The organism is Trujillonella humicola, from assembly GCF_046233715.1.
Taxonomy (GTDB): domain Bacteria; phylum Actinomycetota; class Actinomycetes; order Mycobacteriales; family Geodermatophilaceae; genus Trujillonella; species Trujillonella humicola.
Map to the genome: position 1 here is coordinate 128,635 of NZ_JBJNRJ010000007.1, position 15,208 is coordinate 143,842.

Annotated in this window: 18 protein-coding genes; 6 read left to right on the forward strand and 12 right to left on the reverse strand. The window is 76.0% G+C overall.

Annotation, left to right across the window (positions count from 1 at the left end):
• The first annotated feature begins 22 nt into the window (after window positions 1-22).
• Window positions 23-1,012 carry a sigma-70 family RNA polymerase sigma factor gene (locus ACK586_RS06195; protein WP_409329581.1) on the forward strand — a complete coding sequence of 330 codons (990 nt, stop codon included), beginning with the start codon at window positions 23-25 and terminating at the stop codon, window positions 1,010-1,012.
• Between the two features lie 129 nt (window positions 1,013-1,141).
• Here the strand turns inward: ACK586_RS06195 and ACK586_RS06200 are convergent, their stop codons facing one another.
• The 6 genes from ACK586_RS06200 to ACK586_RS06225 form a co-directional block, all read right to left on the reverse strand.
• Entirely contained in the window at window positions 1,142-3,280 is a 2,139-nt protein-coding gene (locus tag ACK586_RS06200; RefSeq protein WP_409329582.1) for an MMPL family transporter, read from the reverse strand.
• A gap of 216 nt (window positions 3,281-3,496) precedes the next feature.
• Window positions 3,497-4,153: a response regulator gene (locus tag ACK586_RS06205; protein ID WP_409329583.1), complete on the reverse strand. Its 657-nt coding sequence runs from the start codon at window positions 4,151-4,153 to the stop codon at window positions 3,497-3,499.
• Window positions 4,150-5,337: a sensor histidine kinase gene (locus tag ACK586_RS06210; protein WP_409329584.1), complete on the reverse strand. Its 1,188-nt coding sequence runs from the start codon at window positions 5,335-5,337 to the stop codon at window positions 4,150-4,152. Before ACK586_RS06210 ends, ACK586_RS06205 begins: the two co-directional genes overlap by 4 nt.
• A gap of 90 nt (window positions 5,338-5,427) precedes the next feature.
• Window positions 5,428-6,471 carry an ABC transporter substrate-binding protein gene (locus tag ACK586_RS06215; protein ID WP_409329585.1) on the reverse strand — a complete coding sequence of 348 codons (1,044 nt, stop codon included), beginning with the start codon at window positions 6,469-6,471 and terminating at the stop codon, window positions 5,428-5,430.
• Window positions 6,472-6,785: 314 nt separating this feature from the next.
• Window positions 6,786-7,520, reverse strand: coding sequence for a GAF and ANTAR domain-containing protein (locus ACK586_RS06220; RefSeq protein ID WP_409329586.1), 735 nt, complete (start codon window positions 7,518-7,520; stop codon window positions 6,786-6,788).
• Window positions 7,517-8,011 (reverse strand): hypothetical protein, encoded by a 495-nt coding sequence (locus tag ACK586_RS06225; protein WP_409329587.1) that lies wholly within the window; start codon window positions 8,009-8,011, stop codon window positions 7,517-7,519. Before ACK586_RS06225 ends, ACK586_RS06220 begins: the two co-directional genes overlap by 4 nt.
• A gap of 111 nt (window positions 8,012-8,122) precedes the next feature.
• On the opposite strand from ACK586_RS06225, the gene ACK586_RS06230 reads away from it, so the two are divergent.
• Window positions 8,123-8,623 carry a nuclear transport factor 2 family protein gene (locus tag ACK586_RS06230; RefSeq protein WP_409329588.1) on the forward strand — a complete coding sequence of 167 codons (501 nt, stop codon included), beginning with the start codon at window positions 8,123-8,125 and terminating at the stop codon, window positions 8,621-8,623.
• Between the two features lie 15 nt (window positions 8,624-8,638).
• Here ACK586_RS06230 and ACK586_RS06235 read toward each other — a convergent pair whose 3' ends face one another.
• From ACK586_RS06235 to ACK586_RS06260, 6 genes are all read right to left on the reverse strand, one after another.
• Window positions 8,639-8,935, reverse strand: a complete 297-nt coding sequence (locus ACK586_RS06235) for a hypothetical protein (protein WP_409329589.1) — start codon at window positions 8,933-8,935, stop codon at window positions 8,639-8,641.
• A gap of 43 nt (window positions 8,936-8,978) precedes the next feature.
• Window positions 8,979-9,779 carry a CPBP family intramembrane glutamic endopeptidase gene (locus tag ACK586_RS06240; RefSeq protein WP_409329590.1) on the reverse strand — a complete coding sequence of 267 codons (801 nt, stop codon included), beginning with the start codon at window positions 9,777-9,779 and terminating at the stop codon, window positions 8,979-8,981.
• An 11-nt stretch (window positions 9,780-9,790) separates the two neighbouring features.
• On the reverse strand, window positions 9,791-10,090 hold the full coding sequence (locus ACK586_RS06245) for a DUF4190 domain-containing protein (protein WP_409329591.1): 300 nt from the start codon (window positions 10,088-10,090) through the stop codon (window positions 9,791-9,793).
• A gap of 116 nt (window positions 10,091-10,206) precedes the next feature.
• Window positions 10,207-10,884, reverse strand: a complete 678-nt coding sequence (locus ACK586_RS06250; RefSeq protein WP_409329592.1) for an NRDE family protein — start codon at window positions 10,882-10,884, stop codon at window positions 10,207-10,209.
• 12 nt (window positions 10,885-10,896) lie between these two features.
• A complete protein-coding gene (locus tag ACK586_RS06255; RefSeq protein WP_409329593.1) occupies window positions 10,897-11,343 on the reverse strand; it encodes a hypothetical protein in 447 nt (148 codons plus the stop codon).
• 69 nt (window positions 11,344-11,412) lie between these two features.
• Window positions 11,413-11,682: a hypothetical protein gene (locus ACK586_RS06260; RefSeq protein ID WP_409329594.1), complete on the reverse strand. Its 270-nt coding sequence runs from the start codon at window positions 11,680-11,682 to the stop codon at window positions 11,413-11,415.
• 84 nt (window positions 11,683-11,766) lie between these two features.
• Here ACK586_RS06260 and ACK586_RS06265 point away from each other — a divergent pair, with 84 nt between their 5' ends.
• The 4 genes from ACK586_RS06265 to ACK586_RS06280 all read left to right on the forward strand — a co-directional run bounded on the left by ACK586_RS06265 (window position 11,767) and on the right by ACK586_RS06280 (window position 15,149).
• The gene (locus tag ACK586_RS06265; protein WP_409329595.1) at window positions 11,767-12,114 is read left to right on the forward strand and encodes a response regulator; all 348 of its coding nucleotides are present in this window, start codon (window positions 11,767-11,769) and stop codon (window positions 12,112-12,114) included.
• The gene (locus tag ACK586_RS06270) at window positions 12,111-13,949 is read left to right on the forward strand and encodes a histidine kinase (protein ID WP_409329596.1); all 1,839 of its coding nucleotides are present in this window, start codon (window positions 12,111-12,113) and stop codon (window positions 13,947-13,949) included. Before ACK586_RS06265 ends, ACK586_RS06270 begins: the two co-directional genes overlap by 4 nt.
• The gene (locus ACK586_RS06275) at window positions 13,946-14,599 is read left to right on the forward strand and encodes a response regulator transcription factor (RefSeq protein WP_409329597.1); all 654 of its coding nucleotides are present in this window, start codon (window positions 13,946-13,948) and stop codon (window positions 14,597-14,599) included. The genes ACK586_RS06270 and ACK586_RS06275 overlap by 4 nt, the downstream gene beginning before the upstream one ends.
• Before the next feature lie 94 nt (window positions 14,600-14,693).
• Window positions 14,694-15,149, forward strand: a complete 456-nt coding sequence (locus ACK586_RS06280; RefSeq protein WP_409329598.1) for an MmcQ/YjbR family DNA-binding protein — start codon at window positions 14,694-14,696, stop codon at window positions 15,147-15,149.
• Window positions 15,150-15,208 lie beyond the last annotated feature (59 nt).

Below are 15,208 nucleotides of genomic sequence, written 5' to 3' on the forward strand. Positions count from 1 at the left end.
CCCAGCCACCTCAGGAGGAGCCGTGACGACCGTCCTGCCGAGCGAGCTCGACCCGCGCCTGCTGGAGCACCGCCGGGAGCTGACCGGCTACTGCTACCGCATGCTGGGCTCGTCCTTCGACGCGGAGGACGCGGTGCAGGAGACGATGGTGCGGGCCTGGCGCGGGCTGGCCGACTTCGAGGGCCGGTCGGCGCTGCGGTCGTGGCTCTACCGGATCGCCACCAACGTGTGCCTCGACCAGCTCAACGGCCGCAACCGCCGGGCGCTGCCGATGGACCTGTCGGGCACCTCGTGGCAGCCGGTCGAGGCCTCGCTGGCGGCGAAGCGGCCGGCCGACGCCTGGGTCGAGCCGGTGCTCGACCGCCAGGTGGTGGCCGAGGACGCCGACCCGGCCGAGCAGGCGGTGGCGCGGGAGTCGATCCGGTTGGCCTTCGTCGCCGCGCTGCAGCACCTGCCGCCCCGCCAGCGGGCGGTGCTGCTGCTGCGCGACGTGCTGCGCTGGCGCGCCGAGGAGGTGGCCAGGCTGCTGGAGAGCACCGTCGCCTCGGTCAACAGCGCCCTGCAGCGCGCCCGGGCCACGCTGGCGGCCGTCGGCGGCGAGCTCGACGAGCGGCCGCTGAGCGAGGACCACCGGGACCTGCTCGACCGCTACACCGACGCGTTCCTGCGCTACGACATCGACGCGTTCGTGGCGCTGCTGCGGGAGGACGCGACCCAGCACATGCCGCCGTTCGAGATGTGGCTGCGCGGCCGCGAGGACATCGGCGCGTGGATGCTCGGCCCGGGCTCGGGCTGCCGGAACTCGCGCCTGGTCGAGACCCGCGCCAACGGCTCGCCGGCCTTCGCGCAGTACCGGCCGACCGCGGCCGGCGGCCACGTGCCGTGGGCGCTGCACGTGCTGGAGATCGAGGAGGGGCAGATCGCCCACATCTCCAGCTTCCTCGACCTCGACACCGGCCTGTTCGAGCGGATGGGGCTGCCGGCCGCGCTGGAGCCCGAGCCCGCGGCCTGACCGGCCCGCCCGGCGGGACCGGCCACCCGGGTCACCCCACGCCGTCCCACGTCAGGCATAGGAAGCTCTACCCACGTCCAGCCCTCGAGGACGTGGGTAGAGCTTCCTATGCCTCGGTGGGCGGCGGGTTCAGGCGGGGACGGGCACGGGCTCGGGGGCGTCGGCGGCGGGCACCGGCGCGGGAGCCGGGACGGCGGCCGGCGTCCCCTCGGTGAGCCCCAGCCGGTCGTGCAGCCGGCGCAGCGGCCGCGGGGCCCACCAGTTGCGCCGGCCCATCAGCGTCATCACCGCCGGCAGCAGGAGCATCCGCACGAGCGTGGCGTCCACGAGCACCGCCAGCGCCAGGCCCAGCCCGATCTGCTTGATCGGGGAGAAGCCGCCGGCCACGAAGCCGGCGAAGACCACGATGATCAGCGCCGCCGCCGCGGTCACGATCCGCCCGGTCTGCTGCAGCCCCCGCTCGACGGAGAGGTCGCTGTCGCCGGTGCGGCGGTGCTCCTCGGCGATCCGGCCGAGCAGGAACACCTCGTAGTCCATCGACAGCCCAAACGCGATCGCCAGCACGATCACCGGGGTGGTGATGCTCAGGCTGCCCAGCGCCTCGGTGCCGACCAGCGCGCCCAGGTTGCCGTCCTGGAACACCCACACCAGCGCCCCGAAGCTGGCCCCCAGGCTGAGGGCGCCGAGGGCGAGCGCCTTGATGGGCACGACCAGCGAGCCGGTGAACAGGAACAGCAGCACCGTGGTGGCCACGGCGATGACCGCGAGCATCCAGGGCAGCCGCTGCGCCAGCGCGTCCTGGTAGTCGCTCAGCTCGGCGGCGTCCCCGGTGACCAGGGCGCCCGTGCCGAGGGCGCGGACGTCGTCCACCAGGCGCATCGCGACCGGCCCCTGCGCCTCACCCTCCGGCGCGACGTCGAGCACCGTCAGCCCGGGGGTGTCCGGGCGCACCGACACGTCCCGGACGCCGTCGAGCGAGGCGAGCCGGCCGGCCAGCTCCACGGTCTGCGCCGCGGTGAGCGGCGAGGGCAGGACGACGGTGACGGGGTCGACGTCGGCGGCGCCGGGGAACCGGTCCTCGGCGAGCTCGGCCAGCTGCCGGGAGGCCGACGACTCCGGCAGCGACCGCGCGTCGGGGTCGGCGAAGCGCACGCCCAGGAACGGGGTGGCGGCCAGCACCAGCACCCCGCCGACCGCGACGAGCACGAGCACCGGCCGCCGCCGTACCCGGCGGGCCAGCCGGGCGAAGCCGTCGCCGGTGGCGCGGGCCGGGGCCGGGCGGATCCGCCGTCCCCACGCCGCGAGCAGCGCCGGCACGAGGGTGAGGGCCGCGACCAGGTCGAGCAGCACGACCGCCAGGCCGGCGAGCCCCATCGAGCGCAGGAAGTCGTCGGGGAACACCAGCAGCCCGCTCAGCGCCGCGGCCACCGTGAAGCCGGAGAAGGCGACGGTGCGCCCGGCGGTGGCGAACGTGGCGCGCAGCGCTGTGTCGGCATCGCCGGTCAGCGCCTTCTCCTCGCGGAAGCGGGAGACCAGCAGCAGGCCGTAGTCCACGGCGAGGCCCAGGCCGAGCATCGTGACGACGTTGACGGCGTACACCGAGACGTCGGCGACCGCGGTGGCCAGCAGCAGCGCACCCAGGGTCGCCGCGACGCCGGCCAGCGCCACGAGCACCGGGACGCCGGCGGCGACCACCCCGCCGAAGAGGACGACCAGCAGCACGAGGGCGATCGGCATGGACACGATCTCCGCGCGGGCGAGGTCGCTGGCGGCCTGCTGGTCCATCTCGTCGTCCTGCAGCGGACCGCCGCCGACGACGGCGCGCGGCACGTCGGCGTCCCGGAGGAGGGCGGCGGCGTCGTCGACGGCGGCCCGGCCTCCCGGGCCGGCCTCGAAGGTGACGGCCACGGCGACCGCCTCGCCGTCGGTGGCGACCAGGCCGGCGTCGCCGCCGGACCACGGCGTGACGACCGAGGCCACGCCGGGCAGCGCCGCCAGCTCGGTGGCCAGCCGGTCCACCTCGGGCCGCAGCTCCCCGGCCGGGCGGCCGTCGAGGACGGCGGCGATGGTGCTGCCGCCGGGGGCGGCCTCGCGCAGCAGCTCGCCGGCCCGCGCGGACTCGCTGCCGTCGATGTGTCCCACGTCGCCGGAGAGGCGGCCGAACAGCGCCGGGGCGCTGAGCACGCCGCCGACGAGGACGGCGGCCCACAGCAGCAGGACCAGCCGGCGGTGGCGGGCGCACCAGGCGGCGAGGCGGGGGAGCGACATGGCGGTCTCCTCGGTCGGGACGGGGTGCGACCACCCTCCCGACCGGGCCCCCTCGCCCGCCTCCCGCGCACCGGCGGTCTGCCGCCTCCCCCGCGCGGGGGAGGGCCGCTCCCGGATCCCTCCGCCGGCGGACCCCTTCCGCCGGCGGACCCCCGGTGCAGAACTGCACTTCTGCCCGGTGCAGAACTGCACTTCTGCCCGGGAGGTGAGGGCAGATCAGGCGCCGGGGCGGACGATCCCGTGCTCGTAGGCGTGGATGACCGCGTGGATCCGGTCCCGCAGGCCGAGCTTCATGAGCACGTTGCCGACGTGGGTCTTCACGGTGTGCTCGCTGACGACCATGCGTGCGGCGATCTCGGCGTTGGACAGCCCGCGGGCCAGCAGCTCCAGCGTCTCCTGCTCGCGGGCGGTGAGCGGCCCGGCGGGGACCACCGGAGCCGGGGCGGGACGCGCGCGGACGAAGTCGGCCAGCAGCCGCCGGGTCACCGAGGGCGCCAGCAGCGCCTCGCCGGCGGCCACCACCCGGACGGCGGTCACGAGGTCGTCGCGGCCGACGTCCTTGAGCAGGAAGCCGCTCGCGCCGGCCTCCAGCGCGGCGTAGACGTACTCGTCGAGATCGAAGGTGGTCAGCACGAGCACCCGCGTGGCCGGGGAGTCGGCGACGACGGCGCGGGTGGCGGCGATGCCGTCCAGCCGGGGCATCCGGATGTCCATGAGGACGACGTCGGGTCGTTCCCGCCGGGCCAGCGCCACGGCCTGCTCGCCGTCCCCGGCCTCGCCGACGACCACCAGGTCGTCCTGGGCCTCGAGGATCATCCGGAACCCGGCCCGCACCAGCCCCTGGTCGTCGGCCAGCAGCACCCGGGTGCTCACCGCTGCGGCACCGCGGCGAGCGGCAGCTCGGCGGTCACCCGCCAGCCGCCGTCGGGACCGGGCCCGGTGAGGACCGACCCGCCGACCGCGGCGGCGCGCTCGCGCATGCCCTCGAGCCCGCGGCCGCCGCTGCCGCCCGCGGTCCCGCCCGGCCCGCCACCGCCCAGCCCGTCGTCGGTGACGTCGATGCGGAGCCGGTCGCGGTCGGTCCCGATCCGCAGGTCGACCCGCGCGGGTCCGGCGTGCTTCACCACGTTGGTCAGCGCCTCCTGCACGATCCGGTAAGCCGCGAGGCCGAGCGCCGCGGGGACCGGCGGCAGCCCGGTCGGCGGGGTCCACGCGACGTCCACCCCGGCGGCCCGGACGGAGTCGACCAGGTCGGGCAGCCGGTCCAGGCCCGGCTGCGGCGCCAGCGGTCCCGCCTCGTCCTCGCGGAGGACGCCGAGCAGCCGGCGCAGCTCGGTGAGCGCGCCCCTGCCCGCCGCGCCGATGGCGTCGAAGGCCTGCACCGCCCGCTCGGGGTCGCGCTCGACGACGACGGGTCCGGCCTCGGCCTGCACGACCATCATGCTGACCGAGTGGGCGAGCACGTCGTGCATCTCCCGGGCGATCCGGTTGCGCTCCTCGACGACGGCCTGCCGCGCCTCGGCCGCCCGGGTCTGCTCCAGGGAGGCCGCGCGCTCCTCGGCCCGGGCCGCGGCGAGCCGGCGGCTGCGGGCGCCGTCACCGAGCAGCCAGGCGGCGGCGAAGGTCAGGTAGAGGATCGTCCAGTCCTCGACGTCGGCGGAGCTGCCGTCGGAGAGCAGCGCCAGGCCGATGGAGACCGTCGCGATGCCGGCGGCGACCAGGGCCAGCCGGCGGGTGGCGTGCGCGGCCACGCTGTACATCGCGACCAGGCCGGCGAAGTAGACCGCCGGGTCGGGCAGCGAGCTCAGCCCCTGCACCGCGGTGAGCGCGCCGCAGACCAGGCTCACGGTGAACGGGAACCGGCGGCGCCAGACCAGCGGCAGGCACTGGGCGACCACCACCGCCCACCCCCACCACGGTGTGGGCGGGCAGCCGCACGAGGCCGGCCGCAGCAGCGGTTGCAGCGAGACCGTCAGCACGACCACGGCCAGCAGCGCGTCGACCGCCCACGGGTGGTCGGCCCACTGGCGCTTCCAGTCGCGGGGGAGGCCGGTCACCCGGGAATCCTCCCAAGGGGTCGCGGGCCCCGACTCCCTCGCACGGGGGAGAAGGGACGCCCCGCCGCACCGCGCGCGGCGGGACGACGGCTACAGCTCGACGGTGACGCCGTCCCGCCACTGGCGCAGCACCAGGTAGCGGCCGTGGAGGGCGCCCCGGTCCCGGTGGCCGAACCCGAGCAGCGTGCCCTCGTGCCCCTGCGCCGCGGGCAACCACTTGATCGCCTCCAGGCCCTCGCGGACGCCGCCGCGCGTGCGCTCCGGCGCGCGGGCGAGCCCCTCGGCGACGAGCCGGCCCATGTCGTACTGGTAGGCCACGCCGAACCCCGGCCGGTCGCGCGGGCCCAGCCGGCGGCGCAGATCCGCCAGCGTGGTGTTGGCGTCGGACACCATGTCCACGTAGACCCAGCCGTCGATCACCCGTGCGACGTCGGGGGCGTAGCCGCGCAGCCCGCAGGTGTTCATCACCCGTGGCCCGGCGAACCCGGCGGCCGTCACCGCGCGGGCGACGGCCGGCGCGGCCAGGCCGAGCCCGAGGTAGACGACGGCGTCCGCCCCGTCGAGGACCGCCCCCACCTCCACGCCCGCGTCCTCCGCCGAGACCGCGACGCCGGCGGTCCCGGACAGGCGGACGCCGAGGACGTCGGCCTCGTCCTGGAGGAACTGCAGGTGCCGGCGGCCGATCGGCGACCGGTCGTGCACCACGCCGACGCGGCGGGCACCCACCGCGGCGAGGTGGCGGGCGATGACCAGCGACTCGTCCTCGTGCGAGCCGACCTGGAGGTGGAACATCCACTCGCCGCGGCCCCGCTCGGTGCCCGCCCAGTTGATCGTCGGCACGTGGTCCCGCTCGGCCAGCGGGGTCACGACCAGCGCGTTGTCGCCGATCGCCGGCCCGACGACGAGCAGGACGTCGTCGTCGACCAGCCGCGCGTAGGCGCGCTCGACCGCCGCCGCCGTCCCCTCGGGCAGGCCCAGGCCGTAGGCGGGGAGGAACTCGACGTCGCGGTCCAGCCGGCCGGCCTCCTGCAGCTCCTCGACGGCGACCCGGAGCAGGTCGGCGGGGTCACCGGCCGGGCCGCCGGGACCGGCGGCCATGTCGTTCAGGACACCGACGCGGTAGGGCTCGGGCACGCGGACCTCCGGGGGCGACGCCGGTACGGGCAGCGGACTGTGCCACGCTGGGGGCAGGTCCCGGCGTCGTCCGGGTCCAGGTCCCCGGCGGTCGACGCAACGGCCCGCGGGAGCCGCCTGCCGGCCCCGGCAGGGGCACCGGAACGGTTCTCGCGATGGCCGCTCAGCTCTCTCCGCTCGTCCGCGACGCCCTCGCCCTGCGCTCGTCGGCCCTGGCGGCCCGGCGTCGCGCATGGGAGCTGCGCTCGGACACGGTGCGGATCCGGTTGGAGATCGCCGACGTGCGGGCGCGGGCGTGGCGCCGGCCGGCGGGATCAGGACGACGGACCGGGTAGCGCCCCGCTGGTGCACAGCTCGTCGGCGATGTCGACCAGCTTGCGGTTGGTCTGCTGCGAGACGCGGGCGAGGACCTGGAAGGCCTGGTCCCCGGTGAGCCTGAACCGCTCCATGAGGATGCCCTTGGCCTGGCCGATGAGGTCACGGCTGCTCAGCGCTCGCTGCAGGTTCTCCTCGTGCTGCGCGCCGGCCAGGGCGACCGCCGCGTGCGAGGCCAGCAGCAGGCCGACGTCCTCGGACTCCTCGCCGAAGGCGTGCGGGGTCTCGGCGTAGACGTTGAGGGCGCCCAGGGTGTCGCCCTGGACGAACAGCTGGAAGCTCAGCGAGCTGAGCGCACCCCGAGCGGCGGCGGCGCGCGCGAACCGCGGCCAGCGCTGCTCGGCGCGCATGTCGTCGATGCGGACCGTGCGCTGCTCCCAGACCGAGTCCAGGCAGGGCCCCTCGCCGAGGTCGTTCTGCGTCTGGTCGACCAGCCGGGGGAGGTCCCCGGTCGCGGCCCGCGCCTCCACCGACCGGCGGCCGGTCACGTAGGTGACCGTGCAGTGGCCGGCGCCGGGCACCAGCCCGACCGCGGTGGAGGTGATGGTGTGCAGGGTCGACTCGACGTCGCCGTGCTCCTCCTGCAGGGAGCGGGCGACCCGGCTCATCATCCCGGCCAGGTCGGCGGGATCGGTGGCGGCGGGCTCTCCCGGGGGGTCGGAGTCCACCGTCATCCTCCGACGGTAGGGCATCCGCTTTCCGGGCGCGGCCCGCCGGCGGTGCCCCGGGCCGTCAGCGCCTCCCGCCGCGCCGCGTTCCGGTGGCACAGGGTCGCGGCCTGCTCGAGCGCGGCCACCGCGACGGCCCGCGTCTCGGCGGACCGGTGCAGCGCCCGACGGGCCCGGTCGCGCACGTCGGCGGCGCGCCGGCGGGCGGCGCGGGCCTGCAGCAGCAGCAGCGTGGCCGCCGGGGAGCGCGGCGGCGGGCCGCCCGACGCCGACCAGCTGTAGGGCAGGCGCATCGGTCGGCGCAGGTCCTGGAGACGCTCGTTGAGGGTGTGGACCAGGACGTCGGTCTCCCGCCGGGACATCGGGGCGAGCTCGTGCACGAAGGCGTCGACCTCCACCTCGTCGGCGTCCCCGCCGAGCGCGAGGTACCTGACCCACAGCTGCCGGACGGTCAGGTCGGCGAGCGCGAAGGCATCCGCCACGGACGTCGCCAGCATCGCCGTCGCCACCTCCCCGGGAGCCGGGGTGGCCCCTGGCCCCCCATGGTGCCCCCGCACCGCCGCGGAGGTCTTGTCGAGACCGTGCCCGGCACGCCACCATGCCCCGTCGTGACCGCCTTCACACCGGACCAGCTGTCCACGTTCGAGGAGATCCGGCAGCTCAAGGCCCGGTACTCCTACCTGCTCGACACCAAGCAGTGGGACGCCTGGGCGCAGCTCTTCACCGCGGACTTCCGCTGGGGCACGGAGAACGACCTGGCCGTCGAGGGGCGGGACGCCTTCGTGGAGATGGTGCGGGGGGCGATCGACGCCGTCCCGACCGTGCACCAGTTCCACGCCCCGGTGCTGGAGATCCTCTCGCCGACCACCGCGACCGGGCTGTGGCCGATGTTCGACTACGTCGGGTTCCCCGAGACCCCGATCCAGGGGTACGGCTACTACCACGAGACCTACCGGCGCGAGGACGACGGCTGGCGGATCTCCACCCAGTTCCTGTCCCGGCTGCGCACCGACGTCATCGGCGGCCTCACCGCGGGCATCCAGTCGATGGTCAGCGACCCGGGGATCGCCCGCGACGCGACCGCGGCCCTGCCCGGCAAGGCGACCTGACCGCCGCGCCGTCGGTCACGGCCGCGGGTTCCTCCGGGTCCAACCGCGCTCGTCGCGGCGGGCCCCGGTGCCGGCCGCGCAGCGGCGGCAGACCGCGCGCACCTCCTCGGCGTGCCGGCCCGACTCGGGCTGCACGTCGGCCCAGCCCACGTGCGGGAACCGGGAGAGGGCCGACCGGTGCAACGAGAGCCCGCAGACGGTCTCGTTGCGGCCGGGTTCCCAGGCGTGCACCTCACCGGCCGGGTACCGGATGCCGTCGTCGGGATCGACCCAGGTGCCGGCGGCCGCGACCGCCGCATGACGCGCTCTCATGCCGGGCCACCTACCCGGCCCGGCGCCGGGTCAGCGCGGGACGTCAGGCGGCCGTCGCGAGGGCGATCACGAGCGCCAGGGCGTTGTAGGTCGCGTGGATCATCATCGCCGGCGCGAGGCGGCCGGTGATCCGGACGACGAAGCAGGCGCCCACCCCCAGCACGCCGACCGACAGGGCCAGGGTGACCGCGCCCAGCAGCGTCTGGACCTGGTGCACGTGAAAGAGCGCGAACAGCAGCGACGACAGCAGCGCGGCGGGCCAGAAGGGCATCCGGCGCATGAAGCTGCGCAGCAGCAGCCCGCGGAACATCAGCTCCTCGGTGACCGGGGCGAGCACGACCGCCGCGAGGACCAGCACGACGATCCCGAGCAGCGTGAGGTCGCCGGTCGGCAGGTTGGACGACTCCTCCAGTGCGCGGCCGTCGCTGAGGACGGCGGCGACGAACACGACCGCCGTCCGGCAGGCGTAGATGACGCAGAACCCGACGAGCCAGGGCAGCCAGTCGTGCCGCCGGACCCGGTCGAGACCGAAGGCCGCCCGCCAGCCGCCTGCCCGGGCGGCGACGGGGCGGCCGAACGCGAGCAGCGCGGCGAGCACGAGGAGCTCGCCGCCGATGAGGACGGCGACGGCGAGGGCGACGCCGCCGGGCCCGTCGTAGCGCGCGACGAGGTGGCCCAGGACGAGGACGCCGGCCAGGACCAGCAGCGGGCCGAGCCAGGTGCGCAGACCCCACGACCCGGGGTCGCGCTCGTGGGCGGCGCGGGCCTGCTCGTCGAGGACGGTGCGCTCGACGAGCAGGCGCCGGGCCTGGGCCTCCGACAGCTCGGGGCGCAGGGTGGTCACCGCAGCGGCGTTCAGCCGACGTTGAAGGTGAACGACCCGCCGTTGTTGGCGGCCGCGACGACGAGGACCACGAAGAGGATCAGGTCGACGACGCCGAGGACGATGGCGGCGATGGACAGGCCCTTGTGCGGGGCGCCGCGCTGGGCGCGGTTGAGGCCGATGCCACCGAAGACGATCGCCAGCGGGCCGAGGATGACGGAGAAGAACAGCAGGCCCACCAGGCCGCAGACGAAGCCGGCGATCGCCAGTCCGTTGCCCTGCTGCCTGGTGCCGGCCGGGGGGTGGCCGGTGTGCGAGGTGTCCTGGCTCATGGCGGGGCCTCCGTCTGCTGGGGTGTGTCGGGGCGGCGACTACCCGGAGTGAGCCGGTTCAGGCTCGATTCACCTGATCGTGCGACCACCGGCGGGGACGGCGCGCCGGCCGGGTCTCACACCTCGAGGACCTGCCACGGCTCGCCGGTCCACGGCCGCCGGCTGTGCTCGATCCGCAGCGCGCCGGGCCGGGCCTCGATGAGCTCGGCGAACACGGTCGCCCACACCCGGCCGTCCTCCTCGTGGCGGACGACGAGCGCGCCCTGGTCGTCCTGCGGCGGCTCGAGCCGGTCGCGCCAGCCGTCGGGGTAGCTGGCGGCCGCGAAATCGGCCAGGAAGCGGTCGGCCTTGAGGTCCTCCGGGCCGCCGGAGGTGAGCATGTGGGTGCCCGGTGGGTGCTCGGTGACGCGGACGTCGGAGCCGTCGAAGTCCCAGGTGACGGCCCGCTCGGGGGTGGCGAGCAGCAGCGCGAAGCTGGCCATCCCCCGGAGGTCGACGTGCGCGGGCCAGTCGAACCCGCGCTCGGCCGCCAGGAGGGGCAGGACGCCGCGGCTGGGCGCCCCGGGGTCGGCGTCACGCTTGGCCGGCCGGTTGACCAGCAGCGCCGTCGTCCCGGTGCCGACGTGCGTGGCGCACCAGGTGCCGCCGGCGGTCCGGTCGCGGCCGCCGACGACGTCGGGGTGATCCGGCCACCACCGCCCCGGGTCGTCGAACGCGCGGGCGGTGGACTCGTCGCGGAGCGCCAGGATCCGCACCGGCTGCCCCTCCGACCGGCGGACGACGACGGTGCACACGGGCCCATCGTGTCAGCCGGCGATCGCGGAGCCCGGGAACGGCGGCCCCGGGGCGGCCGGCGCGGTCCCCGGCGCGTCGAGCCGGGTGTCGACGGTGTCCCCCCGCAGCAGCATCACGGCCAGGACGGCGCCGACGACGAGCAGCGCGACGACCACGGCCGCGATCCACGGCCACGTCCGGCGGCGGCGGGGGTGGACCCGCGGGCGCACGGTGACCCTGACGGGTACCGGCGTGCCGAACGGCACCGTCGGCTGGCGGATCGGCGGTGCGGGGCGGGGGAGGTCGACCGTGGCCTCGTCGTCGGGGTGGGCGGGCCGCGGCGGCCGGCCGCCGGCCGTCTCGCCCCTCCGGCCGGATGCCGGCCGCCGGTCGAGCCGGACGGTCGGCTCGGCGACCGGTGGGGCGGGCTCCCCGGCACCGGAGGCCGTGGACGGACGGTCGTCTCCCGGGCGGGTCACGACGGGGGCGATGCCCGCCCGCGCCCGGTCCTACGCCACCGAGGCGACCCTCGGGTGGGACGGGTCGGTCTACGCGCCGGGTGCGGTGCAGGCCGCCGAGCCGGCCAGACGACTGGCGTAGGCGTCGGAGTACAGGCGGACCGTCTGCCCGTCGACGCGGATGCTGCCCGGCCATTGCGCGGCGCGGGCCAGGACCTGGGCGCACGAGGGTTCGGGCGGCACCGGGGCGGCCGCCGCGGCCGTGCCGCCGGCGCCGAGGAGGGCGGCGGTGACCAGCGCGGTGGTGCCGAGACGGCGGAGCGGGGCGCAGGGGCGGGGAGGAACTCGTGGAGTGGTCATGGCGCAACGCTGTCGCCGCGCCGGGGCCGGCACATCAGGGCTGTCCCTGACCCGTGCGGCGCCGGATGCGGCCAGGATGGCCCGGTGGCGATCCGTGTCGTCATCGTCGACGACCACGACGGCTTCCGGGCGCAGCTCCGGGAGCTCCTCGCGCTGGATGCCTTCGACGTGGTCGGCGACGCCGCCGGCAGCGCGGAGGGCGTGGCGATCACCGCCGTCCTGCGGCCGGACCTGGTGCTGCTCGACGTGATGCTGACCGACGGCGAGGGCTTCGACCTGGTGCCGGCGCTGCAGCGCTCGGGAGCCGCGGTGGTGCTGATCTCCAGCCGGGACCGGAGCGACTACGGCGGCCGGATAGAGCGGTCCGGCGCCGAGGGGTTCCTCAGCAAGGCGGACCTCTCGCCGGCCGCGGTGCGGGAGGTGCTGCGATGACGCTCGTCCCGACCGGTCGCCGGCTCCGGCCGCTCGATGCCCTGTTCGCCGGCGCCGTGGGTGTCGCCGTCGTCGGCAACGTGCTGGGGCAGATCCCGTTCGCCGCCAGCCCCTTCCGCCCGCAGCTGGGCTACCAGGTGTTCGACGCCGCGGTCGGGGTCGTCTACGCGGTCTGCGCCGCTCTGGTGTGGCAGCTGTCGCCGCGCCGCACGCCCGCCGTCCTCATGCTCGCCGTCTCGTACTCCCGGGCGGTGGGCACGCTGGGGGTGGCGCTCCTCACCGAGCACTGGTCCTGGTCGCTGCTGTTCGCCGGGCAGGGGTGGGTCGACGCGCTCGCCCCGTGGATCGCGCTGGCCTACCCCCGCGGCCGGCTCGGCGACGTGTGGTCCCGCGCGGTGGTCACCGGGCTGCTCCTGCTCTACGCGGGCCGGTCGCTGCTGCGTGCCTTCTTCATAGACGCGGGGACGTGGGGCTGGTGCGACTGCCTCCCCAACCCGCTGGCGCTGCCGGCCGATCCCGAGCTCGTGGCGACGCTGCACGACGTCACCGGGCAGTGGATGCACGCCGTGCTGTACGCCGCGGCGCTGACGCTCGTCCTCGTCCGCTGGGCGCGCAGCAGCGCGCCGTTGCGTTCGGTCGCCTTCCTCATGCCGCTGGCCTTCGGCCTGTGGACCGCGCTGAGCCTCGGCTTCGACCTGCAGGCCTTCTTCGGCATCGAGGTCTGGGGGATCAACTCGCAGTACCTGGAGCAGCCGATCGTGTCGGCCGTGCCGCTGGCCTACGTGGCGGGTCTCGTGCACCTGCGGACGATGCGTGGCCGTGTCGTGGATCTGGTCGCGGCTGCCGGGGGCGGGCCCGACCGGGCGGCGTGGGAGCAGGCGCTGAGCGCCGCGGTCGGCGATCCGCGGATGCGGTTGCTGTGGTGGGACGACGGGGACCGGGTGCACCGTGACAGCGCCGGGCGGCGGGTCGACCCCGACCGGCTCGACCGCGACCTGGCCCGCCTCCTGGTGGGGAGCCCGGAGCAGCCGGTCGCCCTGGTCCTGCACGACCCGGCGCTGGCCGAGAGCCGCCCCCTGCTGGAGTCCCTGGCGGCGGCGCTGCGGCTGGCGGCGGACAACGAGCGGCTCACCCGCGACCTGCAGGCGTCGCTGCGCGAGGCGCAGGAGTCGCGGGCCCGGATCGTGGGGGCGGGGGACGCCGCACGCCGGCGGATCGAGCGGGACCTGCACGACGGCTCGCAGCAGCAGCTGGTCTCGCTCGCGATGAGCCTGCGGATCGCCCACGCCCAGGCCTCGGCGCGCGGGGACGCCGAGCTCGCCGGGCAGCTGTCCGACGCCGGGGACCTGCTGGCCGAGGCGCTCGCCTCGCTGCGGGAGCTGGCCCGCGGGATCCACCCCAGCGTGCTCACCGAGGGCGGGCTGGAGGCCGCGCTGCGGGAGCTCGCCGCGCGCAGCCCGCTGCCGGTCGACGTGGACGTCGACGTGCCCGAGCCGCTGCCCGAGGTGGTCGCGGCGACGGCGTACTTCACCGCCGCCGAGGCGCTGACCAACGCGGCGAAGCACTCGCTGGCCGCCGCGTGCTCGCTGCGGGCGGCGGTCGACGGTGACCGGCTGGAGGTGCAGGTCGCCGACGAGGGGGCCGGGGGAGCCGACCCAGAGGGCTCCGGCCTGCGGGGGCTCGCCGACCGGGTCGAGGCGGTGGGCGGGCGGCTGCGGGTCGACAGCCCGCCCGCGGGCGGCACCCGGCTGAGCGTCGTCCTCCCGCTCGCCGATCGAGCGACGGGGAGCCTGCCGGAGTCGGCCGCGGCCGGGTTCCCGTGGGCCGGGTCGTGAGCCTGCGGGTCGCGGTCGCCGACGACGCGGTGCTGATGCGCCGGGGCGTCAGCCGGCTGCTGGACAGCTGCGGGCTGGACGTCGTCGCGGAGGTCGGCACGGCCGAGGACCTCCTCCAGGTGGCCGCCGCCGACCACCTGGACGCCGCGGTGGTCGACATCCGGATGCCGCCCACGCACACCGACGAGGGCGTGCGGGCGCTGGAGGCCCTGCGCGCGGCAGGGTCGCCGGTCGGTGTGCTGCTGCTGTCGATGTACGTGTCGGTGCCCTCGGCGCTGCGCGTCCTCGCCGTCGGCCGGGGCACCGGCTACCTGCTCAAGGAGCGCGTCGCCGACGAGCGGACGCTGGCCGACGCGGTCGGAACGGTCGCCGCCGGCGGATCGGTGGTCGACCCCGAGCTGGTCGCCGTCCTCTCGGCGCAGCGCGCCACCCTGCGGGCGCTCGACACCCTCACCGAGCGGGAGCGCGACGTCGTCCGGCTGATGGCCGAGGGGCGGTCCAACCGGGGTATCGCCACCGCGCTGTTCGTGGGGGTCAAGACGGTGGAGACCCACATCGCGCACATCATGCTCAAGCTCGGGATCGACGAGTCCGACGACGACCACCGGCGCGTGCTCGCCGTGCTGCGCTGGCTCGGCCGCCCGACCTGATCGACCTCCCGCCGACGCCGGCTCGAGCGCGGTCGCGGGACGGCCACGGGAAGGGGACTGCGCAGCCGCACCGGGCGGTCCTACGCTGCCGGTCGTGACCGCTGACCGGCCGGCCCGCGTCGAGGACGTGCACGAGCTCGCGCTGGCCATGCCGCACGTCACCGTCGTCGACGGCGGCAAGGGCAACGCGATCTACCAGGTCGGCGGCAAGTCGTTCGTCTTCTTCCGGACGCCGCGGCCGGACGCCGTCGACCCGGAGACGGGGGAGCGGCTGACCGACGTCATCGTGTTCTGGGTGGAGTCCGAGGCCGACAAGCTGGCGCTGGTGCAGGACGGGTCGACGCCGTTCTTCACCACCCCGCACTTCGACGGGCACCCGTCCGTGCTGGTGCGCGCCTCGCGACTGGAGGAGCTCAGCCGGCAGGAGCTGGCCGAGGTGGTGCAGGACGCCTGGCTGGCGCAGGCCTCCCGCCGGCGGGCCGCCTGGCTGGCCGAGCACGGGTCCTGGTACTACAGCCGCACTTCGTCGGCTGCACCCCTTCGAACGTAGTGACAGCGGCGGGCCCGGGCCTGGTGTCTGCGGCGCCAGAAGGACCAGCTCAGGACATG

What these genes read in the sequence shown, in the direction of transcription:
- ACK586_RS06200 (WP_409329582.1), bottom strand. Translation starts at nt 3,280, where the DNA reads ATGTCGCTCCCCCGCCTCGCCGCCTGGTGCGCCCGCCACCGCCGGCTG.
- ACK586_RS06220 (WP_409329586.1), bottom strand. Translation starts at nt 7,520, where the DNA reads ATGACGGTGGACTCCGACCCCCCGGGAGAGCCCGCCGCCACCGATCCC.
- ACK586_RS06225 (WP_409329587.1), bottom strand. Translation starts at nt 8,011, where the DNA reads ATGCTGGCGACGTCCGTGGCGGATGCCTTCGCGCTCGCCGACCTGACC.
- ACK586_RS06235 (WP_409329589.1), bottom strand. Translation starts at nt 8,935, where the DNA reads ATGAGAGCGCGTCATGCGGCGGTCGCGGCCGCCGGCACCTGGGTCGAT.
- ACK586_RS06245 (WP_409329591.1), bottom strand. Translation starts at nt 10,090, where the DNA reads ATGAGCCAGGACACCTCGCACACCGGCCACCCCCCGGCCGGCACCAGG.
- ACK586_RS06260 (WP_409329594.1), bottom strand. Translation starts at nt 11,682, where the DNA reads ATGACCACTCCACGAGTTCCTCCCCGCCCCTGCGCCCCGCTCCGCCGT.
- ACK586_RS06270 (WP_409329596.1), top strand. Translation starts at nt 12,111, where the DNA reads ATGACGCTCGTCCCGACCGGTCGCCGGCTCCGGCCGCTCGATGCCCTG.